Origin of the sequence: Lacticaseibacillus brantae DSM 23927 (assembly GCF_001436115.1) — a bacterium.
Lineage (GTDB): Bacteria > Bacillota > Bacilli > Lactobacillales > Lactobacillaceae > Lacticaseibacillus > Lacticaseibacillus brantae.
In genome coordinates this window covers 100,077-127,022 of sequence record NZ_AYZQ01000003.1, presented here as the reverse complement: position 1 = coordinate 127,022, position 26,946 = coordinate 100,077, and the positions used below count along the sequence as shown (strand labels likewise).

The following is a 26,946-nucleotide window of genomic DNA, read 5'->3' as shown; positions in this document are numbered from 1 at the left end:
GCGCTGAAGCTTATTTGACAGCCCCCTCGGCTACACCGCGAATAATATTCCGTTGTGCAAAGGCATAGAACACAATGACTGGAATAATGGTCAACAACAAGCCAGCCATTGCCAAATTCCACTGAATGGTAAATTGTCCAAAGAACGAGAACGTGGACAGTGGAATAGTGCGCAGGTGCTCATCAGCTAAGACTAACGATGGCAGCAAGTAATCATTCCAAATCCAGATGACATTCAAAATGACGACTGTATTCGTAATAGGCTTCAACATTGGGAAGATCACTCGCCAAAAAACGGTCCATTTAGAAGCACCATCAAGATAGGCCGCTTCTTCCAGACTAAACGGAATCGACTTGATGAACCCATGGTAGAGGAAAACGGACATCGCCGTCCCAAAACCGACATACATGAAGATTAGGCCCCCACGAGTATTGAGGAAAGGAATACCTGTGACCTCTTGGACATTGCCAAAGAATTGAATGAGCGGCATCATGATTGTCTGAAATGGAATCAACATGGTCGCAATGAAGATCATGAAAATCCATTTCGCCCAAGGCCGGGACTCATTACGAGCCAATACCCAAGCCGTCATCGCTGATAGCACGATGATCAATATCGTTGACACCACAGTGATGACAATACTATTCAATAGCGAGGTCCAGAAATTCATTCGCTCCATGGCAACTTGGTAATACTGAAAGCTAAACTTACTCGGCAAAGAGAGAACGTTATTATACAGTTCTTCCCGAGTCTTAAACGAATTGGTAAATAAAATGTAGAGTGGCGACAAGTGCACGATAGACACAAGCAGGACCAGCAAGCTACCAATCCAAACGAAAACATTAGCTTGGCGTTTAGTCATTACATAGTCACCTCACGTTTCTTGGTAATGCTGACCTGGATTAACGTGAATACAGCGACCACCAGGAAGAAAATCACTGCCTTGGCCTGACCATAGCCAAAGTTACTATTCGAGAAAATCTCATTATAGATATTCATCGCGAACATTTCAGTGGCATGGGCCGGACCGCCACCCGTCAGCGACAAGTTCACATCGAAAATTTTGAAACAGTTCGACAAAGTCATGAACAATGAAATCGTCACTGCCGGCATAATCAAGGGCAGCTTCACTTTCCAAAAAACTTGCCAGCGATTAGCACCATCAACTTCAGCGGCTTCAATCATATCCCCAGGAATCGCTTGAATCCCTGAAATGTAGATAATCATCACATAGCCAGCCATCTGCCAGGTGAACACAAATACCATGGCAATTAAGGCAAAGTTCGGATCTAGCAACCAGTTGAAGAAGAACTTATCCAAACCTGTCACTTTACCAATAATCGCGAAACCATCAGAGAAAATGAACTTCCAAATGTAACCTAGAATTAAGCCCCCGATCAGATAAGGCATGAAATAGAAGGTCCGAACAAGATTTTTGGTCTTTAGTTTGGAAGTCACCAGTAAAGCCACTACGAGTCCGAGCACATTGATAGTGATGACTCCTAGAACTGTAAAAATAAAGGTTTTTAAGGCCGAATTCAGGAACCGGCCGTCACTAAAGACATTAATAAAGTTTCGTAAGCCAACAAAGATTTTGGGATTACTTTGAATGCCATCCCATGAGAAGAAAGAATAATAGATCCCAATGATAAACGGGACGAGAACGACAAAGATGAAGATAAGCACGGTTGGTGCTACGAAAAGAAGATTCCAATACTTGTCATTTTTATTTTTCATAGCGCCTCCTGAATCAATGATAAGTGATTAATAATGGCTGGTAGCCAAAGTTCCGGCTACCCCATGCGGTAAGTGCTGCCTACTTTTTCTGAGCAGCTTTGACAAATTCTGCTGATAATTGGCTCACGAATTCTGTGCCGGTCATCGACTTGTTTGTAAAGAACTTCTGCGCTACCGGAACCAAGTCAGTGTCAACGATGCCAAATGGCCAGTAAACAGAAGCCCATGAGAAATCATCGCCGGACTGTGATGCATCGTAAACGGTCCGAGAGAGCGTATCCATCTTCGCCGTGTCCACTTTGATATTGGTCATTGCTGGAATCATTTGGAACTTGTTGACGATATAATCCTGGCCTGTCTTACTCGAGGTCAACCAATTCAAGAAGTCCATGCTGGCTTTAACCTCTGCAGATGACTTATTGGCATTCACGTGCCAATATTGCGGCACATCGACAGCAATTTTGTCATTGCCTTCGAATGGGAATGGCACCATCGCTAATTCTGCAGTTGAATTCTTATAACTCGAAAGCAGTGGATTGATCCACATTCCTTGATTAATACTTGCTGTCTTTCCGGTCATAAAGTCCCCAATTTGCTTGTCATAATTCACTTGCAATGGGTTATTGGTGTAGGCGCGGATGGCTTCATAAATCTTGGCCAACTGCTTGAATTCATCAACATTCTGCAGTTTAACCTTTCCAGAATTCACATCCTGCACAAATTGTCGTTGATTCTTTTGCAGCGAGAAAGCTGTATTCAACATATGCCCAATCAAGAAGTAGCTCTCTTGGGAGAGTTCAAATCCTGTAAACTCACCATCGGCCTTACTTTCCTTCAAGAAAGCAATGAACTTATCAGGATCATTAATTGACTTTGGATCGACTAAGGCCTTGTTCACAATCAAGCCATAACCTTCAACACTGTATGGCAGACCCAAGACTTTCTTGTCGATTTCAAAAGCTTTGTTCTTCGCGATATTCTTAGCAAAAGCTGCATCAGACATATTTGCCATGTAACTTTTCAGTTGTTCGCCTTCAAGCCCACCACCAGAACTAAAAATGTTTGGCCCTGATGTCCGGTTCGAAAGTTTGGTTTTGACCTGAGTGATGTAGTCATCACCAGTGGTCCCCCAAACTTCAACCTTCACGCCTTTTTCTTTCTCATATTGTTTTGCCAGTTTCTTTAAATCGTCTGTAATCTCCACTTTAGATTGAAAGATAGTAATCTTTTTGACTGAGCTGGCATCACTACTACCACTTGATTTGCCACAAGCTGCCAGAGTGATAGCTGCTAAAGCAGTCACCGTAATCGCTAAAAGGCGTTTGATTTTCATTATTAATACACTCCCTATTTTGACGAGACTCGTTTCATGCCCAGATATCGCTTCGGAGTCTCTGTCGAAGTCGATGGCAATCAGTAACTCAGCTGATGTTCTTCCCCATAAGAACCAGCCATAAATCAGATGTTTCACGTGAAACGCTACAGCAACTATGTAAAGCTTGCCTCTAGGTCTTGAAAACATTGGTCATCTCGACTTAGAAATAGATTCAAACTCATTTTCAATCGATGGCACCGTCCCCCAATAAATTAATTTCAAAAAATGTCTTAATTCAGATTAATATAATTATGGAAACGGTGTCAACATAATTATAATAAATAACTAATGTTTCTCATCAGATATAAAAGCTAAACAACCGCTTCTGCCGGACAAAAAAGAGCCTGCCAGCGGCAAGCTCTTCCTTTAAAAGTTACTCAAACAACTATTAATCCAACACGACGCCTTTTGTCTCTCGACCAAGCGTGATAATCGCCACCACAGCGAGAACAATTGCGGTCGCAAAAATTCCAAAGATGAGCGTCAGACTCACGCCTTCTGCAACTAAGCTACCGACCATCAGGGGGCCAAGGATGCCACCCAGTCGCCCAACGCCAGCCGCAATGCCGGTCCCACTTGCACGAATAGCCAGTGGATATTGTTCAGGCGAATACGCGTATAGCACACCCCAGGCACCAAGGTTGAAGAATGAGAGTAAGGCACCAAACGTTAGCAAAAGCCCCACATTACCAGCTGTGGCAAAGCCCATGGCACTAAACGCTGTCCCTAGCAGAAACAGGGACAAGACAAGTTTGCGACCCCATTTCTCGACTAACCAGGCAGCGATAAAATAGCCAGGCAACTGGGCCAAGGTCATAATCAAGCTGTAGCCAAAACTGTTAATCAGACTGTAGCCTTTGATCACCATCACCGATGGCAGCCACAGAAACATGCCGTAATACGAAAAGACAACCATGAACCAAACGATCCACAACATCAATGTCTTCTGCCAATATGGTGCCCGCCATAAGGTGATCAAATTCTGGCGTAAGGACTGTTTAGCACTAACCGCATGCGGCTGTTCATGCAAACCGTAGCGGAGATACAGGGCATATAGTGCAGTCAAAGCTGATCCTAAAACCGCAATCCGCCAACCCCATTGTGGGATGACAAAATACGCAATTAAAGCCGACAATAACCAGCCACCAGCCCAGAAACTCTCAAGCAAGACCACCATCCGGCCGCGGGCCGCGACAGGGACGGATTCGGAGACCAAAGTCGAGGCGACGGGCAATTCGCCACCAAGACCGGCCCCGACAAAGAACCGAATAATTAAGAAGAGGACATAACTGCTCACCAATGCCGACAACCCAGCCCCGACTGAGAATAATAATAGCGTGAAAATTAAAACATCTTTTCGGCCGATCCGGTCAGCCAGAATGCCAAAGAAGACAGCTCCCACAGCCATCCCCAGTGAACTAATACTCCCAATCCAGCCCATCTCCGTCGCTGATAAGCCCCACTCACTTTTGAGGGCAGCAATCACAAAAGCCAGTAACCCAACGTCCATTGCATCAAATAGCCAGGCCAAACCAGAGATGACCAATAAGCGCCGCGGCGCAGTCTGTGTCGTCATAATAAATCCTCCTCATCAAAGGGTGTCTTGACACCTATAAGACTTAGTTGACTATTTTTCAGCAGATATGTCAAGACACTTCGATGAAACCAAAAAAATACGCCTGACTAGGCGGATTTTTGGCACTACTACCCTTCGTATAAGAAACCAGCCGCTTTCAGTTGGTCACGGACATGCGTCAGTTGCTGCACATCGTCGAACGCAATGGTATGCAAATGAACGCCTTGCGTCAGCTCGGAAAGTAAATGGGCCTGGCTCGTGGTGACCTTACGGATAAAGTGTTGCACATCATTGGCGGACTTAAGCATCAACTCACCCCGTAATTCACCATAGACTGGATGGTCCACAATGACGTTCAAGACTTGCACCCCCGCATCGACCAGCAATAATAACTCTGTCCCCATTTGCTCTGGTGTGTGCTGAACTGCGAGAACAGCGGTATTTTGCAATGTCTGCTGGTATTCATAACCTCGCGGGGTGGCGACAATATCTTCGCCCTGTGCTCGCAAAAGCGCCACATCACCGACAATTGATTGCCGACTGACACCGAATTTCTTAGCGAAAGCACTGGCACTGATTGGCCGTTCACTGGCAGTCAATTGCGTTTTAATCTGGGCTTGACGTTCACTGTTGCTTATCATCGAAAAATCCTCCTGTATGCGATATCATTAGCCTAGCACATGTCACCACGCGTGGCACGCCTTGAATCTATTAGGAAAGAGATGATTGCTATCGCTCGCCTGCGTCTATCGCCGCCGCAAGTCATTCTCATCAGCTTCTTGTTGATGATTCTCATCGGCGCGTGTCTGTTAACCCTGCCGATTGCCAGCCAAAATGGCCAGAGCATTGGCTTTTTGGATGCGTTGTTCACAGCGACTTCAGCTAACTGCGTGACCGGACTCATCGTAGTTAACACGATGAGTCATTGGAGCTGGTTTGGCAAACTCGTCATCATTACCCTCATCCAATTGGGCGGGATTGGCTTTATGACTGTCACGACGGGGTTCTTATTACTCACCCGCCAACGCATTGGCCTGCGTGATCGCAGCACCATTCAGGCCGCCTTCAGCCAAAATAGTATCGGCGGCACTGGTCATTTGGTTCGACGCGTACTGCGGTATACCGCAGTCATTGAAGGGACTGGGGCGATTTTACTCACTTTGGTGTTCCTGGCTGCTGGCAATGACTTGTGGCGTTCCATCCGTTACGGGATTTTTCATGCGATTTCAGCTTTTTGTAATGCTGGTTTTGATATTATTGGCGACAATAGTTTAGTCGCTTTTCAAACCAATTGGCCACTTAACCTTATTCTGATGGCACTAATTATTCTTGGTGGTCTGGGCTTCACCGTGATTGCGGAACTGGCGCAGTTACGGCATCCTTCACCGCTAGGATTCAAACGGCGAATACAGCATCTGTCTTTACATACGAAGCTCGTCCTCGTCACCACAACAGCGTTACTCGTGTTTGGGACGGTTATTTTTCTCTTGTTGGAGTGGGACAATACCAAATCCATGGGCAGACTGGCACCGCAAAATAAGGTACTCACCGGGATGTTTGAATCGGTCACTCTGCGGACGGCCGGGTTTGATAGTCTCAACCAAGCGAACTTGACCGATTATTCCAAACTGATCGGCAGCACCTTAATGTTTATCGGTGGCTCGCCCGCTAGTACCGCTGGCGGGATTAAAACAATTAGCCTAGCCGTGCTCATTATTGCTGTCCGCTCGGCGTTACGCGGGGAGCAACATTTGGTCGTCTTCAAGCGCAAGATTGCCTTGGCCAACTTACAAAAAGCCCTCGCCATTGCTGGCACATTAACGATTTTGACTTTGCTGACGATCTTAGTCTTACACTTCTCAGAAGCCAACAATAGCTTTCGACCGTCGATTTTAGATCTAATTTTTGAAACGACGTCTGCTGTGGGCACTGTTGGCGTCACGACAGGCTTAACGCCGCATCTATCCGTGATTGGTAAATGCGTCATCGCCCTGTGCATGTTCATTGGCCGACTCTCGCCCATCACTGTCGCCGTGGCACTCAGCGGGCGCCTCCGCAATCAATCAGCCGTCGACTATCCAGAAGCAGAAATTAATGTGGGGTAAATCATGAATAATTTAAAGGCAACAAACTTTGTCGTTTTCGGGTTAGGCCGTTTTGGCACTAGCTTGGTTCATAATCTCGTCGCCCAAGACGTCGCCGTGATGGTGGTTGATAAAGACGCACAAAAAATCAATGATATCGCCGATCGCGTCGATCAGGCGGTGATTGGTGATGCCAGTGACGAGGATGTCCTCGACAAAATTGGCATCGGAGACTTTGATGTGGCGATTTTTGCCATGGGGGAAGAATTCGAAGCGACGATTATGTCAATGATGATGGCCAAGGAAAAAGGAACCAAGCGTGTGGTGGTCAAAGCGTTGGACCCCCGTCAGGCCCAGATTCTCACCCGCTTGGGGGCGGACCAAGTCGTCTTGCCCGAGGTCGAAATGGGCGAGAAAATTGCCAAAAGCCTCGTCAATCCCAATATTCTGGACGTCATCGACCAAGCCAATGGGATTGCCATCAGCGAAATACGCCCCGATACCGCTTGGATCAATCACACAATCGCTGAAGCTGACATTCGCCAGAAGGCTAAAATCACTGTCATCGCTATTATCCGCAATCAAGCGACCATTATGCCTGTCACTGCAGATCTTACTATTCTGGCGGATGACATTCTTATCGTCATTCAGAATAAAGGCTAATTATCACCCGGGCAATGATAAAAAGCGGTCGAAACAAAGTCAACTTTGTCTCAACCGCTTTTTATTTGTCGACTGCTTTAAAATGCCTTTACTGCGTCGACGATTGATGTCTCACCACTGTGCATGGTCACCACGTGCTTATAAGTGTTCGGTGCGTCAAGGACAGCAACCAACACTCCCGCGACATCTGGAATTGGATTGGCGCCACCGGTGGTCACATTCAGTTGGACTAAACCGGTGCCGGGTTCATCACGCAAATTACCTGGTTGGACAATGGTGTAATCCAAGCTATCGTCATTAATCAGCCAGGTATCAGCGAAGAATTTCGCAATATTGTACGCATACAAATCCTTTGACCATTTCTCAGGTTCAGTCGCAAATAAGGAACTGAGCAAGATGAAACGATTAATTCCGTGCAATTTAGCCGCCTGCGCGACTTTAACCGCGCCATAGGCATCAATCTGCAACAAATCTTTGCCCCGTGAACCGGCGACGAAATACACAGCCTGAGCATCGCCAAGCATTGGGGCCATCTCCTTGGCTTCCGCATGGAGGTCAAAAGCCACCCGCGTGGTGTGGGGCCCAAAATCATCATCGTCATGCCGGGTGCCGGCAATCACTTCATGACCGGCGGCCACCAATTGACGGATTAGTGCTTGGCCGACTCGACCACTTGCACCTGCAACAAATACTTTCATCGACATCCCTCCTTCATACTATTGTCAGCATAACGCCAACAGCCACTCTTCGACCAGCGCAAGGGGCTATTGCTTGACGATTTTTGCTGACAATCGCCATAATCGAACAAAAGAGGTGCACTTTATGGTTAAAGAACTTGATCTCACAGAACTCCATGTCAATCATGATGTGAAAACACTCCACCAGAATGGGAAAAGCCGCCGCGACAAGGTGCCATTTGCCCATCTTGGCGTGTACAAGGTCAGCACCCGCGATGCCAATGAGGCGATTAAACGGGTCGAAGCGGCCTTAATTCCTGAACTCATCCCGATGCGTCATCAACGCATGGCCGCATCTGCCTTTGCGTTCTTCCGGGGTACGGCTGAAGTCATGGCGGGTGATATGGTTCACCAGACCCGCTCCAAAATTAATGTCGTCGCCTCTGGTGATGCCCACATTGGGAACTTTGGGTTCTATGCGTCGCCGGAAAGACGGCTCTTATTCGATTTAAACGACTTTGATGAGGCTGGGGTCAACAGCTTTGAATTTGACCTCAAGCGCCTGCTTGTGAGCATTGTGCTCGCTGGAGAGGCCAACCAGTTTAAAGACAGTAAACTGATTAAACTGGTTGAACGCGCCAGCGAAGTCTACCAGTTTGGGATTAATAAAGCGATGAGCTTCAACACGCTCGATCGGTTCTACGTTTCCAGTGAAATTCATGAACTGTTTCGTGAGATGCAAGTCGATGCCGAACCGATTGCGTTCGTCCAACCCATTATCAAAAAGGCCATGCAGCATAATTCAGAACGCGTTGTCGACAAATTCACCACGACGGATGCCCTCGGCCATGTGATGTTCCGCGATGTGCCACCAAAGTCGATTCATGTCACTGATGAAACCTATAAAGCAATTGAAACGGGGATTAACGACTATCGTCAGACCACCCGGCCAGATGTGAACCTGTTGCTCTCCAATTACCATGTGACTGACATCATTCGCCATAGCGTGGGCGTAGGGAGTTTTGGGACCCGCTGCTATTTGGTGCTCTTCACCAGCAATGATAATAGCCACCTGGTATTACAAGTCAAAGAAGCCCTGCCGACCCGGGAATTTATTCTCCCGGACAAAAAGCGCATTACCTTAGCTCAAGAAATTGATGAAGGCCAACGGATTATCGATGCCCAACGCATCTTACAAAAAGCATCAGATCCTTTCCTCGGCCACTTCAATCTCAATGACCATAGCTATTATGTGCGCCAGTTTCGGGACATGAAAGAAAGTATTGATTTGACCACCTTAGATTGGCAGAACTTCAAACTCTATGCGCAGGCTTGTGCCTATCTACTAGCGCTATCCCATGCGCAAAGTCCAACAGTGCCAACAATTCAAGGCTATATCGGCAATAAAGCCGAATTCAATACCGCCATGAGCGAATGGACCGCTGAATATGTCAATCAAGTTAAGCAAGACTACCAGAACTTTGTCGAAGCCTTGGCTAATCATCAGTTTGAACCAGTAACGCCAACCACTGACAACCCTGATAACTAAAAAAATCCTGTGACGACAGCGTCACAGGATTTTTTAGGCTTCTAAGGTCAGTAATTGACGTTTGAGTGGCAGACCACCACGAAAACCACCCAATGCGCCATCCTTACGCAAGATTCGATGACAGGGAATGACTAGCATCAGGGGGTTCTTGCCGACAGCAGTGGCGACAGCGCGAACGGCTGTTGGCCGCCCGACCGCTTGGGCCAGCTGGGTATAATTCCAAGTGTGACCATATGGAATCTCTTGCAGTATCGTCCACACTTGTCGTTGGAGCGGTGTACCATTGATGACATCAAGCGGCACATCAACAGTCATCGCCTGCCCACTCAGATAGGCAACTAAAGCATCCGCAGCGACTTGGACGGTGTCTTGGTTAGGTTCTAAAGTAGCTTGCGGGAAGAAACGACTAATTTCGGCTAAGTCAGCATCGGGCGAACCCACAAACGCAAGACCTTTGGATGTGCCCGCGAGATAGAAATGCTGATGGTTAAACGTAAACTCACCATAATCGAGTTGCATAGGCTCCTCCTTACTTCTTCTTAATCTTAGGCCATATTATACTGCAGTTTGCCAATTAACAGCACACAAAAAGCCGCGATTGCTCGCGGCTTTTTTGTGTGGGCTCAATGAACCTAAATTTAATGACTAAGATGCAGCAACTGGATGGCATTATCGTAGGCAATTTTTTGTTGGTCAGCTTGACTTAACCCCGCATCAGCTAGAAAACCGGCAATATTTTCCGGATGATTATAGGGATAGTCTACTGAATACATCAGATGGTCACTGCCCATTTCAGCCATGGTCAATTGTAATTGGGTGGGGAAAAACATCCCGCTGGGCGTGATATAAAAATTATCCCGGTAGGTCTCGCCAATACTTCGATCCAAGTGCGTCGCCGGAGTCACCACCTGGTCTAATCGTTCCAAAAATCCCGGCACCATTTCACCCCAGTGACCAGTGATAATGTGCAAGTTTGGATGGCGATCAAACACGCCCGCCAGAATCAGCCGAACCATCTGCACCCCGAGGTCTTCATGCCACCCCCAGCCAGCGCCAGAAAACGCCCAAGCTGTTAACGCATCCCATTGATTACCTTGATAGTAATGCTGACTAATGGTGGCCGGCACCACAGCCGGGTGGAAGTACAGCGGCACATCCAAAGCCTCAGCACGAGCAAAGATTGGATCATACCGCGGGTCGTCAAACATTTTATCCCCATAATAGCCATGAATCATGGCCCCTTGGAGATGGTCAACTTGAACTGCGCGTTGTAATTCATCCGCGGCTGCTTCAGGGTCACCTACTGGTAAAACAGCCCAACCGCCAAACCGATCAGGATGTGCCTGGACGGCTTGACTCAACTCATCATTAGCCTGACGACACAACGGGATGGCCACATCAGGACTCAGGTTTTGCGGGGTATCGTCACCGTACCCCATAATTTGCATTTGAATCTGATTCGCATCCATAAAGGCGAGTCGTTGGTCATCCGTACTGGTAATTTCAGAATTATCGCGGGGGTTCTTGGCCATATAATCAGCGATACTATGATCCGCTGGATTAATTGATAGCTGCGGCTTGGTCACATAAGCTTGCGCGGCGGCGTTGACAGTTGCTGATTCCCAGTGTTCTTCAAGTGTGATAAATTTCATAATTTAAAGCCACCTTTCGAAGCACACTATAGCCGCAAAAAAGCCCGCTCGCTAGCGCAGTTTGTTGTCAAAATCCTAGAGATTGTCACTATCCAACCGATTGAAAATTTGTCGTGGGTCAGGAATCATTAACGCGTAAAGACGGACGAGGTCTGCAGTATCAATGGCCGGGTTCTTCAACATCACCCGGCTGAAACTAAACACGCTGCGGGCAATCACTTCATTGACAAACGCGCGTAATTCACTGCGATACTCATTGATGAATGCTACCCGGGTCATATCATTAACCAATACCATGATGGTACTTTCTTCGGCATCAGCCCATTGAATCATCTGCAACAATGTCTGATTCGCCTGCAACTGTTTCACCACCAATGGTGCCGCATCAATTTGACTGAGCGGCGTTTGGTCAACATTTGTTAAAAATTGATTCACCAGCCGCGAAAATTGCACTTCAAGAATCTCAACGACCTGATCGTAATGGCGATAGTACGTTTGCCGGGCAAGGCCGGCGCGCTGACATAATTGACTCACCGTCACAGTCTGGAAAGTTGTCCCGGTTGCAAAGATTTGCTCAAGCGCAGCAAAAAGTTTGTCCTGCGTCACCTGCAGCCGTTTATCCGGTTGTTGATCCTGGGCTAATTGAATATGATGCGGTCGCATGGAATCACTCCTTTTAGTGACATTTTAGCACGATGTGACAACAATCGCCGGTTACCCATACTAAATCCGCCCGCTATACTAAATTCAAGCTTATAAAAGCAACAGCAAAATGGCTAAGGAGGAAATTAGTATGGCAAAGTATTTGATGTTTGGGATTATTGCCCTCGTCTTTATCGGCATCTGTCTATTGAACTGGAAAGGTTATCCGTTTGATACCCATAAAGAATATGTCAGTTTGAAAGTGCTTGGGGTTATTCCAGCGATTATGTTCATCTTTATTCTGTTAGACTCTGGGACCAAGTTCTCGGGGGCGTTAGGGGTGGCTTATCATCTGATTATCTTCTTCATTATTCCCCGGCTCAAAGCGCCAACTTGGGCGAAGGCGGCCGGATACGGTTGGATTACACTCGATGTGGCTTGTGGCATCATGACATTAGCCAATGTCGCTGCCAGCATTGCGATGCCGATCCGTTTAGGCGGCCACGTGTTATGTGCGATTTGGATAATCACCGTGTGCTTGTTTACCAAAAATAAGGCTTTAAAATACATGGGCTTCTTCATTGGGGCTTGGCTGGGCACCTATAGTTTCTTTGGTGGTGTGCTACCAATGACCTATCTACTCGTACCAGGCGCATTGGTCGTCGTTTGGTTAGCCTTACTTGGTTTCTTATATCAAGAATCATAATGGCACACAAAAAGCCGCGATTGCTCGCGGCTTTTTGTGTACGTATTAGTCTTCTGCAACGAAAGGAAGGAGACCCATAATGCGAGCCCGCTTGATTGCGATGGTTAACTTACGTTGGTTCTTAGCGCTGGTACCGGTAACCCGACGAGGTAAAATCTTACCACGTTCTGAGACGAACCGTTCCAACAAGTTAGTATCTTTATAATCGATGTATTCGATATGGTTAGCAGCGATGAAGTCTACCTTACGGCGACGACGGCCACCACGACGTTGTTGTGCCATGAATGTCACTCCTTTACTGTCAATTTAAAATGGCAAATCATCATCTGAGATGTCGATCGGTTGGCCATTATTGGCAAACGGATCAGGACTTGGGTTCGCATTGAAGCCGCCTTGTGCAGGCGCACCACTTTGAGAATTAGTCGTCCCAGATGCGGTAGGGGAAGAATTACCGAAACTTTGGGTTGGGGCACCATTTTGCTGGTCGCCACCAAAGTTTTGATTGCCGAAGCCTTGATTATTATTGGCAGGTTCGGATGGACGGGATTCGGTAGTAGAACGGGATTCAAGCAAGGAGAAATTATCCACGACAACTTCGGTCACATAGACCCGTTGTCCCTGCTGATTCTCGTAATTCCGGGTTTGAATCCGGCCTTCAACGCCGACCAAAGAGCCTTTACGTGTGAAGTTGCTAAAGTTTTCTGCACTCTTGCGCCAAATGACACAGTTGATGAAGTCTGCTTCTCGTTCGCCGGCTTGGTTTGTGAATTGACGGTTAACGGCAAGCGTAAAGGAACCGACAGCGGCTCCAGCTTGCGTATAACGCAGCTCAACATCACGGGTTAAGCGGCCAACTAACACAACGCGATTAATCATGACTTAGCTCCCCTTCTTTTTGGTCTAGAAATTAATCTTCACGCTTAACGATCATGTGGCGCAAAATGTCGCCTGAGATCTTAGATAAACGGTCGAATTCGTTGATTGCAGCAGCGTCTTCTGCAGTCACATTCACGATATGATATGTGCCTTCAGTAAACTTGCTGATTTCGTAAGCGAACTTACGCTTTTGCCAATCTTTTGAATCAACGATTGTTGCACCGTTATCCTTTAAAATATTGTCAAAACGTTCAACTAATGCGCTCTTGCCTTCTTCATCCATATCAGGACGGATGATGTAGGTAATTTCATACTTAGTTTCAGCCATTTGACGATTCACCTCCTTATGGACTTTAGGTCCCAAAACGGGACAAGGAGTAACGTTGGCAATTCTGCCAGATACTCACAAGCATTAAGTCTAACATACCCATTACTAAATCTCAATTGCGTTCTAGAATTAGATTACGCAATTATTCAGCGTAAAAAGCTTTTTTAGATGGTTTTTATTCGATTGGCATGCGTCTCAACTTCGACAGGTGCGTGGACTCGCCAGTCGTTTGTCTCCGGAAAAATTCGGCCAGACATCACCTGCGTGCCTTTATCAATAAATAACTCAAAACATGAGTGATCCAAAAAGAGCATCAACTGATGCGCTTTCTGATCCCAGGAAATGGTGCGGTGACCACCATAACCCGGGTTAACGGGCACGCCTGAGTGACTGCGATCAACGGTCAATTCTTCGGCCGAGACCATTAACTTCAACCGCTCATGGTCATTGCCAAGGGATATTTCACCCTCAGTACCAGCGGGGACAACAAATTGAATCATCGCCTGCCCAGCCAGATTCTCGGCCATTGGATTAAAGGCCTCGCCGACCAGATTAGTGACAACTGGCGTCTGATTGAGCTGGCCATCGACTAGGGTTAATTTTTTCACTAGGCTCAAACAGCCTTGCCAGCCTTCTCTATCTGTTGGATACGTGCCATCAGGAATACCCAACCAACTAATTGCATAGACTGTGCCGTCAACCTTTGTAACCTGTGTCGCATACCCATCAAATCCTGCATCCAATTGGACCAGCGGGCCAGGATTAATTAATTCACCTGTGAGCCAGTCGATTCCATCGGCAACCAAATAGGTGTTTGGGAACCGGTTTTTATAGGCCAACACGTTCTGATCTAACCCCTGAGGGCAAAATATCAACACGACCTTATCGTCAATAAATGCAAGGTTAGGACATTCAAGCATATAGCCTAATGGTGCATGGGGCCACTTAATGGGACCAACTAATTGCCATGGTCCCTCCACCGCCGTGGCATGGTACAGCAATATCTCACCGATTTTGTCACGGCTTTGTGCGCCGACTAGCGCATAATAATCGCCATCAATTTGGATAATCTGTGGGTCTCGAAAATGGCCAGTATAGCCCATTGGTGGCTGACTGATCAGCGGCTGCTCTAACTCAATAATTTCACCATCAGCCGTCATCCATGCGCCGAGTTGCGCACTCTGCCGCGATTGACCGATTGGATGAATATTACCTGTATACATCAAGAATAACCGTTCCCCAACTGGTATCGCAGACCCTGAGAAAACACCATCAGTTGTGTAGGGTGGATGGGGCAACAAAGCGGTGTGGGGGTGCGACCAGTGGGTTAAATCTGGACTGGTGATATGTTGCCATGATTTCAACCCGTGAACCGGCCCGAACGGAAAATGTTGATAAAAGAGTTGCCACTGACCATTGAAGAAAGCAAAGCCGTTGGGGTCATTGAGTAAACCAGTCTCAGGCTGAATATGATACGCCAACCGATATCGTGATTGTTGTTGCTGAATTCGTAACCGAACCCGTTCTTCGGCAGCATAACTCGAATAAGGCCGATGTAACTGTTCTCTGGTCCATTGCCGCATTCAGCTTCACTCCTTCAAAGATTATTGAAATAAACTCCCGACACCGTATGTAATAATCATCGTCAACACTCCGACGGCTAAATTGCGCCACATCGACCGCCACAAGTTGGCTTTCCCAAATTTAGCACTAACCACTCCAGTTGCGGCTAAACACAATAGCACCACAATCATCGTCCCAATGACCTTAATCGCAGCCGGCAAAAAAGCAATGCACATGAGTGGCAGAATCGCCCCTAAGACAAAAGCCACCCCATCAAAAATCGCAGCTTGAATTGGATCCAAGGAGGCCAATGAAGAACTGCCATACACCAAGTGTTGAATTTTCTCGACAGCTTGGCTGGCAATTAAACCATCGGCTAGCGTGGTGGCATGTGCTGGTGTCTCGCCCATGCGCACTAACGCAGCTTCAGTCAAAATCCGAACCTGTTCAGGCTGGTCAATCAGCTGCTGCTGGATGCGATTGATATCTGCTTGCTGCATATCGCGTTGTGATGAAACCGACACATATTCACCGCCAGCCATCGACAGCGCGCCTGATAATACCATGAACACCCCAGCAATCAAGACAGTGGCCAGTGGCTTCTGGGCGCCAGAAACTCCGATGACAGCGCCGGCAGTTGAAATGATGCCATCATTGGCACCCATCACCCCAGCCCGCACGCGGTTGAGCCCTTGGCGCAGATTCACTTTTTGTTCCAACGATTGCGATAGTGACTGGGTCAGATTTTTCATGATTTCTCCTTCGATTTGGAAGCCGTTAATTCAACTTTAACGATATTATACCGTAGATTAGAATCATGAACACGGTTTCTTCAGTGAAGCAAAAAAAGAGACTGGACTCGCACTTGGCGACTATTCCAGTCTCTTTTGGGTTAATGCTTAATCATTTTCATTCTCATCATCGTCAGCTTCGGCGCGGTCAAGCAAGTCTTGGACTTGTTGATCAGCATCCCCAGCAGGTGATGAGCCATCAGTCAAAAGCGTATTGTCTTCGATGGTGGTTTCAGGTAAATCAGCTGGATCTTCGTCTGGTTCTGGTTCGACCTTAGCCATGGTCGCAACCTTGGCATCATCGTCGACCCGAATCAAGCGCACCCCTAAGGTTGAACGGCCCGTTTGTGAGACGCTCGCCACGCTGAATCGAATCATAACCCCAGCGTCCGTCATCACCAGGATATCTTCATCCCCATTAACGGTGGTGACGCCGGCAAGTGGCCCATTCTTCTCGGTGATGTTAGCGGTCTTAATCCCTTTACCACCGCGACCCTTAGTTGGGTATTCGCTGGCACTGGTCCGCTTCCCATAACCATTTTCAGAAATAACAAACACTTCTGAATCTGGTGCTAAGACATCGGAACCAACCACGTAATCTTCATCCCGAAGCCGAATCCCCCGGACCCCAGTGGCACTGCGGCCCATACTGCGGACATCGCTTTCCTTAAAGGTCACGGAGTAGCCCCGGTGAGTCCCGATAAAGATGGTGTCGCTGCCGTCCGTCAAGATAACATTGCTCAATTCATCGTCATCCTTCAGGTTCAAGGCAATCAGCCCATTACTCCGGATGTTGGCAAAATCACTGACTGGCGTCCGCTTCACCACTCCGTTGCGGGTGACAAAGAACAAGAAGCGTTCACTGTTGTCACCGCGGTCAACGTTAATCACAGTTTGAACCTTCTCACCAGAATCAATCCCGAGCAAGTTGATAATTGGAATCCCCTTGGCGGTCCGACCGTATTCAGGGATTTCATAGCCCTTATTCCGGTAAACCTTCCCAGTGTTGGTGAAGAAGAGCAGCATGTCATGGGTTGAGGTTGAAACTAAGTGTTCCATGAAGTCATCATCATGAACACCCATCCCTTGAATCCCACGACCACCACGATTTTGCGACTTAAATTCGGTCGCTGGCAACCGCTTCACGTAACCATTATGGGTCAAGGCAATCACGACGTCTTCTTCTTCAATCAAATCTTCGTCTTCAAGACTTAAGACTTCACCGACTAAGAGTTCCGTCCGCCGCGCATCGCCGAACTTGTGTTGGATGTCCAACAGTTCTTGATAAATGATTTGGTGTACCCGACTTGGGTTGGCCAAAATATCTTCATAATCGGCAATAGCAGTAGTGACTTCGTTGAATTCATTTTCAACCTTATCACGTTCCAATCCGGTTAACCGGACCAGACGCATATCCAAGATGGCTTGGCTTTGCTTATCAGACAGCTTGTACTTGTCCATCAAGATGACTTTTGCGGTGTCCCCAGTTTGAGACCCCCGAATAATACTGATGATTTCGTCAATATGATCAAGCGCAATCCGCAATCCTTCAAGGATGTGTGCCCGAGCCTTGGCCTTCTTCAAGTCAAACTGTGTCCGCCGCCGAATAACGATTTCTTGATGGGCCAGATAATGAGTCAGAATTTCTTTCAAACTCAGAACCTTTGGTGCGCCGTCAACAATCGCCACCATGTTGAAGCTGAAGCCAGTTTGTAATGGCGTCAACTTGTACAAGTTATTCAAAATGACACTAGCAGAGACATCACGGCGGACATCAATCACGATCCGCATCCCATCACGATCAGATTCATCGTTTAAGTCTGTGATGCCTTCGATTTTCTTATCCCGGGCTAAATCGGCAATCCGTTCAACCAACTTGGCCTTATTGACCATGTATGGAATCTCGGTGACAATAATCCGTTCACGCCCCGACTTATCGGTTTCCACCTCAACTTTGGCCCGCAGAATAATCGTGCCTTTACCGCTTTCATACGCGTGCCGAATACCTGATTTACCCATGACCAAACCACCCGTTGGGAAGTCAGGTCCAGGGAGGGCAGTCATCAAGTCTGCGGTGGTGGCATCTGGATTATCCATCAGAATATGCAGAGCAGAAATCACTTCAGACAAGTTATGCGGGGGAATATTAGTGGTCATCCCGACCGCAATCCCTGTCGCCCCATTCACTAATAAGTTCGGGAACCGAGCTGGCAGCACGGTTGGTTCGCGTTCAGAGCCGTCATAGTTATCGGTGTAATCAATCGTATCTTTATTGATATCGCGTAACATTTCGATGGTGATTTTACTCATCCGGGCTTCGGTATACCGCATTGCGGCCGCCCCATCACCATCGACAGACCCAAAGTTACCGTGCCCATCAACGAGCATGTACCGATAGCTAAAGTCCTGGGCCATCCGGACCATCCCTTCATAAATCGAAGAGTCACCATGGGGGTGATACTTACCCATGACGTCCCCGACAATCCGGGCTGACTTCTTATAAGGCTTTTCGGGTGTCACCCCTAATTCATTCATCCCATACAAAATCCGGCGCTGGACGGGTTTCAAACCGTCGCGGACATCCGGCAAGGCCCGAGCCACGATGACACTCATTGCGTATTCCAAGAACGACTTACGCATGGTGTCAGCCAGATTCACATTGGAAATTCGACTTTCTTGGCGTTCATCCATTAGTCTGTTTTACCCCCTTTTGCCTTAGGCATCGATGTTATTCACGTCAACATAGACCGCGTTGTCTTCGATAAACTTGCGTCGTGGTTCAACCCGATCACCCATCAACATTTCAAATACGGCATCGGCCTCACTGGCATCTTCAGGACTGACCCGGAGTAAGCGCCGGTTATCAGGATCCATCGTCGTTTCCCAAAGTTGACTAGCATCCATTTCCCCAAGCCCCTTATACCGTTGGATTTCAGGTTTTGGACTTGGCGGTAATTGACCTAAGACTTCTTGTAATTGTTCATCAGAATCAATATATTGCAGTAATTTCCCTTGGCGCACCCGATACAGCGGTGGCTGGGCGATATACACGTAGCCGGCTTCAAGCACGGGCCGCATGTAGCGATAAATCAAGGTCAGTAACAGCGTCCGAATATGAGCGCCATCGACATCGGCATCGGTCATAATAATCAGCTTGTGATACCGGGCTTTACTGATATCGAATTCTTGACCGAAGCCAGTACCCATCGCGGTAAACAGGGTCCGAATTTCTTCATTCGCCAAAATCCGTTCCATGCTAGCTTTTTCAACGTTCAGAATCTTACCCCGAATCGGCAAGATAGCTTGGGTTAACCGACTCCGACCCGACTTGGCAGAACCCCCAGCGGAATCCCCTTCGACGATGAAGAGTTCTGAAATTTCTGGATCTTTACTGGAGTTATCGGCTAACTTACCAGGTAAGTTTGAAATTTCCAGCCCTGACTTTTTACGGGTGACTTCACGCGCACGCTTGGCCGCAAGTCGAGCCTTGCTAGCCAACATGGCTTTATCAATAATCAAACGCGCTTCAGTCGGATGTTCCATCAAGTACTTTGTGAAATGATCAGAGAAGGTCCGATCTGTCACACTCCGAGCATCTGAATTACCCAGCTTGGTCTTGGTTTGACCTTCAAATTGTGGATCAGGATGCTTCACGGAAACCACGGCAGTCAAGCCTTCACGGACATCTTCACCGCTGAGGTTATCGTCGTTTTCCTTCAAGACCCCACTCTTATGGGCATAGTCATTAATCACCCGGGTTAAGGCCGTCTTAAATCCAGCTTCATGCGTCCCACCTTCATAGGTGTGGATGTTGTTAGCAAAAGTCATCAGATTTGAGTGGTAGTCGTCGGTGTATTGCAAGGCGACTTCGACTGTAATCCCATTGGCTTGGCCTTCAACATAGACTGGTTCTTCAAGCAAGGTAGCCTTGTTCTTATCTAAGAACTCAACGTAAGACTTAATCCCACCTTCATAGTGGAATTCGAGTTTCTCATGGGTTTCCGCCCGCTTGTCCGTGAACGTTAACTTCAAGCCTTTGTTCAAGAAAGCCAGTTCGCGAATCCGCGTGGTCAGAATTTTGTCGTCATAAACGGTAGTTTCGGTGAAAATATCAGGATCTGGCACGAAATGAACCTTGGTGCCATGTTCATGTTCAGGCGCATCCCCAATCACCTTCATTTGGGTGTTCACTTTACCAGTCTTAAAGTCCATGTAGTAGCGCTTGCCACCACGGGTGACGGTGACATCCAGGCACGTTGACAGCGCATTAACCACGCTGGCCCCGACCCCGTGCAGGCCACCAGAAACTTTATAACCGCCGCCGCCGAACTTACCACCGGCGTGCAGAATCGTGAAGACAGTTTCCAGCGCTGGCCGGCCCGTCTTCGATTGGGTATCAACCGGAATCCCCCGGCCGTCATCAGTGACCGTAACCGAGTTATCCGGTTCAATCTCAACTTCAATCTGGGTCGCAAAACCAGCTAAGGCTTCATCAATCCCATTATCAATAATTTCCCAAACTAAATGGTGCAGTCCTTGGGAACTCGTCGTCCCGATATACATCCCTGGACGCTTGCGGACAGCTTCAAGGCCTTCAAGCACTTGGATTTGGCTCGCATCATATTCGGCGGCCAACGCATCCTGCTTGTCTTCGAGTGCTTCTTTTTCTTGATCAGTCACGTAATGGTTCCTCCTTTGTTAGCTGCCCAGCAGCGACGTTAAAAATCGCGGGCGCTTCGATAATCTCTTTGGCAATCCCATCAAGGCTTGTCGTAGTAATAAATGTTTGGACCTTATTCTGGATGGCTTTGAGCAGGTGGGTCTGCCGCTGATCATCCAATTCTGATAGCACATCATCCAGCAACAATACGGGATATTCGCCCGTTTGCTGCTTCATCAAATCAATTTCAGCGAGCTTGACTGCTAAGGCTGTCGTCCGTTGCTGACCTTGACTGCCAAAATTAGCCACGTCATTCTCATTCACAATGAAGGCCACATCATCGCGGTGCGGGCCAACTAAAGTCGTACCTTGATCAATCTCGCGCTGCTGATATTTCTCAAACAGCGTGGATAAGGCCGCGTAGGCAGTTTCATCAGTCGAGCGCGCTTCTTTAGCCACTTGCGACTGATAATCAAAACTGAGTACTTCCCGGCCGTTCGTGATATCACCATGAATCACAGCGGCAAATTTGGCCATTTCTTGCAACAACTTAGCCCGAGCGGTGATAATTTCAGCCCCATAGGCCGCCAATTGATCAGTTAACACCCCTAAGTAAACCAAATCCTTGGCTTGCTTGAAGCGTAACTGTTTCAAATAGGCATTCCGTTGTTTAAGAATGGCCTTGTATTGGGCCAAATTGTACAGATACTTGGGACTCATTTGACCAAATTCCATATCAATAAACCGCCGGCGCCCAGCAGGACTGCCCTTAACGATGCCCAGGTCTTCTGGCGCAAACAAAATCACATTGAAGTTCCCCAAGTATTGCGAGAGCTTGGGCTGTTCAATGTGATTGACCCGCGCCTTTTTGCCTTGCTGACTAATGACCAATTCCAAGGCCAGATTGCCGATCGTTTTATTGACAGTGCCACTGATGCGGGCGAAGTCCTGATTAAATCGAATCAGTTCTTTGTCGTTGGAGGTCCGATGGCTACGCGCCAAGGCCAAGACGTAGATGGCTTCAAGCAAGTTCGTTTTGCCCTGCGCATTCTCCCCAATGAGAACATTGATTTGATCCGAGAACCCCACGTCGACGCTGGCATAATTCCGATAATTTTTAAGTGCCAGCTGCGTTAGTTTCATTGGGCTTCAATCGTGAATGCTTGCCCATCGGCCAAGGTCACGGTGTCTCCCGGATGCAATTTCCGGCCGCGCCGGTCGTCGGCTTCACCATTGACCAACACAGTTTGCGTTGCCAAAAATGGCTTTGCCTGACCGCCGCTGTCGATGATGCCGGCTTCTTTGAGCATTTGACCGAGTGTTATGTACTCGGTGGTAATTGTAATACGCGTCACCCACCACACCTGCTTTCTTTTCATGCCGTTAATCCTTGTGTTCACGCGGATTTACCGAATTTCGTTACTAGTTAATTATACCTTTTTTCAGAATAAAATTCAATTTTCGACGCCAATATTTCGCGTTTGTGACGATTTAATTCAAACTCGGCCCCCTAGACTTAAAATACCTAGAATCGCTCTTAAAGGGCTATAATTGGCAAATTTTAAAAATCGGTCCCATTTTCCGGAATTTGAGCCAGTAAAATCGTCAACTGACTCTGGTAGTGTCCCGGTGGCAATTGAGCTTGTTTTGGCAGTAAGACCTGTGGTTGTTGGTGTAAGTCTTCTGGAAGCAAGGCCTGCCAACTGCCATCCGCAGTAATAATTTTGTGGCCAAACTGGATTTGTAGCGGCACCGGCTGCTTAGCCACCTGAAATGGCGCAATATGCACTTGCACTTGTGCATGCGGTGGTATGACAAAATCGGCTAAGCCTAGAATCCTGGCAATCGCACTCGCGGTTTGCGGGGGATTGACACTTAAAGGTGCATGGCCTGAGAGCATGCTGACCGATTGGCCGGCTCGGGTGTAAACCACCTGCACCTGATAACTGCCAGTCTGCAGCGCACTGGTCGCCACGGTCACACTAGGATCCATCGTGGTCGCCAGTAATTGATACCCCTTGGATTGGGCAGGATAATGCCACCACCGATAAGTCACCGTCGTTCCTGGCGCATGGGCCGGGACCCCGTGCACTGTCAGCGTCACCGTTGAATCGCTGGTCATTACCGGACGCACCCCGCCAAAATACATGCTGGCGCGGATGGGCGGTAACATCCAATCAAAATCCATCACTGCCACGACCGGTCCCGGATTATTGTTAACATCTTGCCAACGAATAGCCTGGGGGGTCGGGAAAAATAGACCCGTAAAGAGGTCATAGTAACCTTTAGCCTGATTCAAGCTTTGATAAGGCACGGTAAAGTCAGCCCCTGATTGAAAACGCACCATCAAGGGAAAACCAGGAAACGCAAATTGCGATTCAGGCTCAATCACCTTGGCGCCAGGAACATAGCCTTTGATCACCGTAACCGTAAAAGCGCGGCGATAAAGCGTCTGTGACCCTTGGCGAACGGCCACGGACAGCGGATATGTCCCCGCGTCCCCAGGACTCAAATTAACCGTTGATCCGGGAAAGGTCTGGCCCCGCCACTGCCATAGATACTGAAAGCTCTGACCACCTGATCGTCCATAAGCCGGTAAGACCAGCGCACTCACGGTAAAATTCGTCCGCTCACGGACTGAAATGTTCTCTGGTGGTGCCACCACAAAACCGCCTAAAAATGGATCATAATTATCCGAAACATCAGCATTGACCATCCTGGGACTCAAAACCAACAACCAGACACCAACTAGCAACAACCACAATTTATTCATTGGAGAACCTCCTTGCGAACTTGTCTTCTCCAAAGATTTCGCGAAGCCGGCCCAACAAAAAAGCACGTGAGCCTATCGCTATTTGATAGGCTCACGTGCAGCAGCTGCTAGTAAGTTCGAACTGGGGTAATCAATTGAATGAAGTGCGTCTTATCTTCGGATGGCACCAAGGTGAATGGTCGCAATGGCGCAGTGAAGGCCACTTCAATAGTACTTTGGCCAAAGGACTGCAAGGCATCCTTCATGTAATCAGGGTTAAAGGAAATTTCTAAGTCATCCCCTTGAAGATTGCTAAATTGCAATTCTTCTTCAACATTCCCGACATCAGGCGAGTTGCCATAAATGGTGGCTTTTTGATCAGCGACGTTGATGTTGAGCCGGACCACATTATTGCGGCTTTCATGACTCAACAAACTGGCCCGCTGAATTGCAGCCAAAAAGGCGGGTGCAGAGAATTCAATGGTAGTGGTACTACTGGTTGGAATCAACCGAGTGGTATCAGGATAATTCCCTTCAAGCAAACGAGAATAGAAAGCTGTATTGCCCGCAATGAACAAGACTTGATTTTCGGCAATCCGAATTTCCACTTGATCCAAATCATCATCCATTGTCCGGCTCAATTCAATCAAGCTCTTCCCAGGGATAATCACATCGTAATCTTGGTTAGTTGGCGTTTGTAATTCCAGAACCCGTTGGGCTAACCGGTGCGAATCAGTGGCCACGGCCACTAAGGTGTTCCCCGAAATGGTCAAATGGACCCCCGTCAACATTGGCCGACTTTCTTGATTAGAAACGGCAATGACGGTCTGACTAATTAATTGTTTCAAAATGGCTGGATCAAAGACTAAAGGATTGGGCGCGCTAATTTCAGGTAAGCGTGGGTATTGATCCGCGTCTAAGCCATTGATCGTGAATTCTGAAGCCCCAGAGGTAATGACTGTTTGCAGATTATCCCGCACTTCCACTGTCATCTTAGCCTCAGGCAAGCGTTTAACGATTTCACTAAAGAATCGCGCAGGCAAAACAATGGCACCGGTTGATTCGACTTGTAAATCGTTGGTTTCACTGTTGGCGTCGATCCGCGCTTCAATCGAGATGTCCGCATCGCTACCAGTCAGCACTAAACTATCGTCTGTCAGCACCAACTTTAAGCCCGTTAGAATCGGAATTGTCGTTTTGGATGAAATGGCACGTGAGACATCATTGAGCGTCTTGATGAATGTAGAACGGGTAATCGTAAATTTCATAAGAAGAGACCTCCAGGTTATCTATATAATAAAAGCTTTTAAGTAATAGTAGTAGGGCCTGTGAAAGCTGTGGAAAAGATTGCGAAACCAGTGAAGTAAAGTTATTCACCTGTGGATAAAGCTTTAGGACAAGTGGCCTGAATTCTATTGGTTATCCACACACCGCTTATGAGGTCTGTTTCAGGCGGTTTTTTAGTTCCAGCACGTCAGCTTTGAGTTCATCATCGCTGGTCATGGCATCGGTAATCTTCTCGTAAGCATGAATGACGGTCGTGTGATCCTTGCCACCAAAGGCTTGGCCAATCTTAGGCAGACTACTGTCGGTCATTTCACGGGCAAGATACATCGCGATTTGGCGCGGCATCACAATCTGTTTGACCCGCTTCTTGCCTTTCAAGTCGGTGACCGTGACCGCGTAGTATTTGGCGACCACGTCTTGAATATGATTAATGGAGAGTTCATGACTCTTCCCATTGAGCTTCAGACCTTTTAAGGCGTCAGCAGCGAGGCTAGTCGTGATGTCTTGGCGTTGCATGGTCGCAAAGGCTTGCACCCTGACCAGCGCTCCCTCAAGCTCGCGGACATTACTGTCAATTTGCCCGGCAATGTAGGACAAGGTGTCATCGGGGATGACGAGTTGTTCGGCGTTAGCCTTATTCCGGAGAATTGCAATCCGCGTTTCCAAATCTGGTGGGGTAACATCGACGGACAACCCCCATTTAAACCGGGAGACCAGACGATCTTGGAGCTTAGGAATTTCATTGGGCAAGCGATCACTCGTGAGGACGATTTGTTTTTTGTTCTCATATAAAGCGTTGAAAGTATGGAAGAATTCTTCTTGGGTAGCTTCCTTATCGCCGAAGAATTGAATATCATCAACCAATAACAGGTCAACATTCCGATATTCTTGGCGGAACTGTTCCTGGGTTTTGGTTTGCAACGAATTGATGAAGTCGTTGGCAAAAGCTTCACTGGTGACATATTTGACGTTAGCGTCAGGATTGGCGATCAATAATTGATGCCCAATCGCCTGCATCAAGTGAGTCTTACCAAGTCCTACACCCCCATACAAGAACAGCGGATTATAGAGAACGCCGGGTTCTTCTGAAACCACCAGTGCGGCAGCGTGCGCCATCTGGTTACCCTTCCCAGTGACGAAAGTCTCAAATGTGTATTTACTATTAAGATGGCTCTTTTCCTTGAAAGTCGGGACCACTTCTTTAGGTTGCGGCTTTTGCTGTTCTTCTTTAAACGCCGCGCCATCGGTAATGATGGGTGTGACTTCAATTCCTGTCATTTCGTACACGCCTTCGACCACTTTGGTGACTAGGTTATGTTCCCAGTAATCCTTATGGAACTGCGCGGGTACTTGAATTTCTAACGTGTCTTGCGTTAGGCGTACAGGCTTAGCGGAGGCGATCCAGGTGTCATACCCGACCTGCGTTAAGTCTGCGCGGAATCTATCAGTTAAATACGCCCAAACTTCGTTAATATCTGGCACATTAGCTCCCCCTTCAAATAAAATCTTAGCATGAACAAGTTTAGCATTTTGAGTAGAAGTTTTCCACAGGTAATATGGTTATCCACACGTTTCACACGAATAACTTTTGGTGATGAACAAGCGGTGGACAAAAGAATCCACAGAATCGGTATGGTTGCGGAAAATCTCGGAAAACGGCTGACTTATACACATCGATTTATGAGAAACAAACGCAATAACCGCAAGTGTTTCACAAGTTATGCACTAGTTAAAAACAGCCTGTGGATAACACTTGCCCACAAGCTGTGTTTTTCTGGATAGCTTGAGGACAACTCGCCTAAGCGTTAAAATACTGAAAATGCTATCCACGAGTTATTCACAAATTTTTGATCAAAATGCCAAACTGTGGATAAGCCAATTTGGGCTGAAATCTTCCATAGTAATTTCGGTAGCACGGGAACTTTTTCATTGATTTGCTTGACGGCCCAGGTCTCAGCCCGTATAATATTGAGATGTTTGATATAACTATTGAAATTGACTAGATATCAAAGCTTGTCATAGGAGGTA

At 47.5% G+C, this 26,946-nt stretch carries 25 protein-coding genes; 4 read left to right on the top strand and 21 right to left on the bottom strand.

Annotated features, from left to right (window positions below; all coding sequences use genetic code 11):
* Positions 1–10: 10 nt before the first annotated feature.
* From FC34_RS06695 to FC34_RS06675, 5 genes are all read right to left on the bottom strand, one after another.
* Positions 11–862, bottom strand: a complete 852-nt coding sequence (locus FC34_RS06695) for a carbohydrate ABC transporter permease (RefSeq protein WP_057894644.1) — start codon at positions 860–862, stop codon at positions 11–13.
* Positions 862–1,737, bottom strand: coding sequence for a carbohydrate ABC transporter permease (locus FC34_RS06690; RefSeq protein WP_057894643.1), 876 nt, complete (start codon positions 1,735–1,737; stop codon positions 862–864). Before FC34_RS06690 ends, FC34_RS06695 begins: the two co-directional genes overlap by 1 nt.
* 79 nt (positions 1,738–1,816) lie before the next feature.
* On the bottom strand, positions 1,817–3,070 hold the full coding sequence (locus FC34_RS06685) for an ABC transporter substrate-binding protein (RefSeq protein WP_057894642.1): 1,254 nt from the start codon (positions 3,068–3,070) through the stop codon (positions 1,817–1,819).
* Positions 3,071–3,500: 430 nt separating this feature from the next.
* Positions 3,501–4,688 (bottom strand): MFS transporter, encoded by a 1,188-nt coding sequence (locus FC34_RS06680; RefSeq protein ID WP_057894641.1) that lies wholly within the window; start codon positions 4,686–4,688, stop codon positions 3,501–3,503.
* A gap of 128 nt (positions 4,689–4,816) precedes the next feature.
* Positions 4,817–5,329 (bottom strand): transcription repressor NadR, encoded by a 513-nt coding sequence (locus FC34_RS06675; protein ID WP_083479282.1) that lies wholly within the window; start codon positions 5,327–5,329, stop codon positions 4,817–4,819.
* 81 nt (positions 5,330–5,410) lie between these two features.
* On the opposite strand from FC34_RS06675, the gene FC34_RS06670 reads away from it, so the two are divergent.
* Both FC34_RS06670 and FC34_RS06665 read left to right on the top strand, forming a co-directional pair.
* Entirely contained in the window at positions 5,411–6,793 is a 1,383-nt protein-coding gene (locus tag FC34_RS06670; protein WP_057894640.1) for a TrkH family potassium uptake protein, read from the top strand.
* Between the two features lie 3 nt (positions 6,794–6,796).
* Complete coding sequence (locus tag FC34_RS06665) at positions 6,797–7,435, top strand: potassium channel family protein (RefSeq protein WP_057894639.1); 639 nt, start codon at positions 6,797–6,799, stop codon at positions 7,433–7,435.
* A 77-nt stretch (positions 7,436–7,512) separates the two neighbouring features.
* On the opposite strand, the gene FC34_RS06660 is transcribed toward FC34_RS06665, so the two are convergent.
* On the bottom strand, positions 7,513–8,133 hold the full coding sequence (locus FC34_RS06660) for an NAD(P)H-binding protein (protein WP_057894638.1): 621 nt from the start codon (positions 8,131–8,133) through the stop codon (positions 7,513–7,515).
* Between the two features lie 124 nt (positions 8,134–8,257).
* Between FC34_RS06660 and FC34_RS06655 the strand changes: the two genes are divergently transcribed.
* Positions 8,258–9,661, top strand: a complete 1,404-nt coding sequence (locus tag FC34_RS06655; protein WP_057894637.1) for a DUF2252 domain-containing protein — start codon at positions 8,258–8,260, stop codon at positions 9,659–9,661.
* A 33-nt stretch (positions 9,662–9,694) separates the two neighbouring features.
* On the opposite strand, the gene FC34_RS06650 is transcribed toward FC34_RS06655, so the two are convergent.
* The 3 genes from FC34_RS06650 to FC34_RS06640 all read right to left on the bottom strand — a co-directional run bounded on the left by FC34_RS06650 (position 9,695) and on the right by FC34_RS06640 (position 11,976).
* A complete protein-coding gene (locus tag FC34_RS06650; RefSeq protein WP_057894636.1) occupies positions 9,695–10,180 on the bottom strand; it encodes a methylated-DNA--[protein]-cysteine S-methyltransferase in 486 nt (161 codons plus the stop codon).
* A 119-nt stretch (positions 10,181–10,299) separates the two neighbouring features.
* A complete protein-coding gene (locus FC34_RS06645; protein WP_157052265.1) occupies positions 10,300–11,313 on the bottom strand; it encodes an amidohydrolase family protein in 1,014 nt (337 codons plus the stop codon).
* A gap of 75 nt (positions 11,314–11,388) precedes the next feature.
* Positions 11,389–11,976, bottom strand: a complete 588-nt coding sequence (locus tag FC34_RS06640) for a TetR/AcrR family transcriptional regulator (protein WP_057894635.1) — start codon at positions 11,974–11,976, stop codon at positions 11,389–11,391.
* Positions 11,977–12,106: 130 nt separating this feature from the next.
* Here FC34_RS06640 and FC34_RS06635 point away from each other — a divergent pair, with 130 nt between their 5' ends.
* The gene (locus tag FC34_RS06635; protein ID WP_057894634.1) at positions 12,107–12,661 is read left to right on the top strand and encodes a hypothetical protein; all 555 of its coding nucleotides are present in this window, start codon (positions 12,107–12,109) and stop codon (positions 12,659–12,661) included.
* Positions 12,662–12,706: 45 nt separating this feature from the next.
* Here FC34_RS06635 and rpsR read toward each other — a convergent pair whose 3' ends face one another.
* The 12 genes from rpsR to dnaA all read right to left on the bottom strand — a co-directional run bounded on the left by rpsR (position 12,707) and on the right by dnaA (position 26,400).
* Positions 12,707–12,943 (bottom strand): 30S ribosomal protein S18, encoded by a 237-nt coding sequence (gene rpsR / locus FC34_RS06630; RefSeq protein WP_057894633.1) that lies wholly within the window; start codon positions 12,941–12,943, stop codon positions 12,707–12,709.
* A gap of 24 nt (positions 12,944–12,967) precedes the next feature.
* Complete coding sequence (gene ssb / locus FC34_RS06625; protein WP_057894632.1) at positions 12,968–13,537, bottom strand: single-stranded DNA-binding protein; 570 nt, start codon at positions 13,535–13,537, stop codon at positions 12,968–12,970.
* Between the two features lie 31 nt (positions 13,538–13,568).
* Positions 13,569–13,865 carry a 30S ribosomal protein S6 gene (rpsF, locus tag FC34_RS06620; RefSeq protein WP_057894631.1) on the bottom strand — a complete coding sequence of 99 codons (297 nt, stop codon included), beginning with the start codon at positions 13,863–13,865 and terminating at the stop codon, positions 13,569–13,571.
* 164 nt (positions 13,866–14,029) lie between these two features.
* Positions 14,030–15,448: a sucrose-6-phosphate hydrolase gene (locus FC34_RS06615; RefSeq protein WP_057894630.1), complete on the bottom strand. Its 1,419-nt coding sequence runs from the start codon at positions 15,446–15,448 to the stop codon at positions 14,030–14,032.
* A gap of 21 nt (positions 15,449–15,469) precedes the next feature.
* On the bottom strand, positions 15,470–16,180 hold the full coding sequence (locus FC34_RS06610; RefSeq protein ID WP_057894629.1) for a VIT1/CCC1 transporter family protein: 711 nt from the start codon (positions 16,178–16,180) through the stop codon (positions 15,470–15,472).
* 147 nt (positions 16,181–16,327) lie between these two features.
* The gene (gyrA, locus tag FC34_RS06605) at positions 16,328–18,910 is read right to left on the bottom strand and encodes a DNA gyrase subunit A (protein ID WP_057894628.1); all 2,583 of its coding nucleotides are present in this window, start codon (positions 18,908–18,910) and stop codon (positions 16,328–16,330) included.
* Between the two features lie 24 nt (positions 18,911–18,934).
* Positions 18,935–20,899 (bottom strand): DNA topoisomerase (ATP-hydrolyzing) subunit B, encoded by a 1,965-nt coding sequence (gyrB, locus tag FC34_RS06600; RefSeq protein WP_057894627.1) that lies wholly within the window; start codon positions 20,897–20,899, stop codon positions 18,935–18,937.
* On the bottom strand, positions 20,892–22,022 hold the full coding sequence (gene recF, locus FC34_RS06595; RefSeq protein WP_057894626.1) for a DNA replication/repair protein RecF: 1,131 nt from the start codon (positions 22,020–22,022) through the stop codon (positions 20,892–20,894). Before recF ends, gyrB begins: the two co-directional genes overlap by 8 nt.
* Positions 22,019–22,234, bottom strand: coding sequence for a S4 domain-containing protein YaaA (gene yaaA, locus FC34_RS06590; RefSeq protein ID WP_420805042.1), 216 nt, complete (start codon positions 22,232–22,234; stop codon positions 22,019–22,021). The genes recF and yaaA overlap by 4 nt, the downstream gene beginning before the upstream one ends.
* A gap of 206 nt (positions 22,235–22,440) precedes the next feature.
* A complete protein-coding gene (locus FC34_RS06585) occupies positions 22,441–23,652 on the bottom strand; it encodes a hypothetical protein (protein ID WP_057894624.1) in 1,212 nt (403 codons plus the stop codon).
* Positions 23,653–23,759: 107 nt separating this feature from the next.
* The gene (dnaN, locus tag FC34_RS06580) at positions 23,760–24,899 is read right to left on the bottom strand and encodes a DNA polymerase III subunit beta (protein ID WP_057894623.1); all 1,140 of its coding nucleotides are present in this window, start codon (positions 24,897–24,899) and stop codon (positions 23,760–23,762) included.
* Positions 24,900–25,065: 166 nt separating this feature from the next.
* Positions 25,066–26,400, bottom strand: a complete 1,335-nt coding sequence (dnaA, locus tag FC34_RS06575; RefSeq protein ID WP_057894622.1) for a chromosomal replication initiator protein DnaA — start codon at positions 26,398–26,400, stop codon at positions 25,066–25,068.
* Positions 26,401–26,946: the final 546 nt, after the last annotated feature.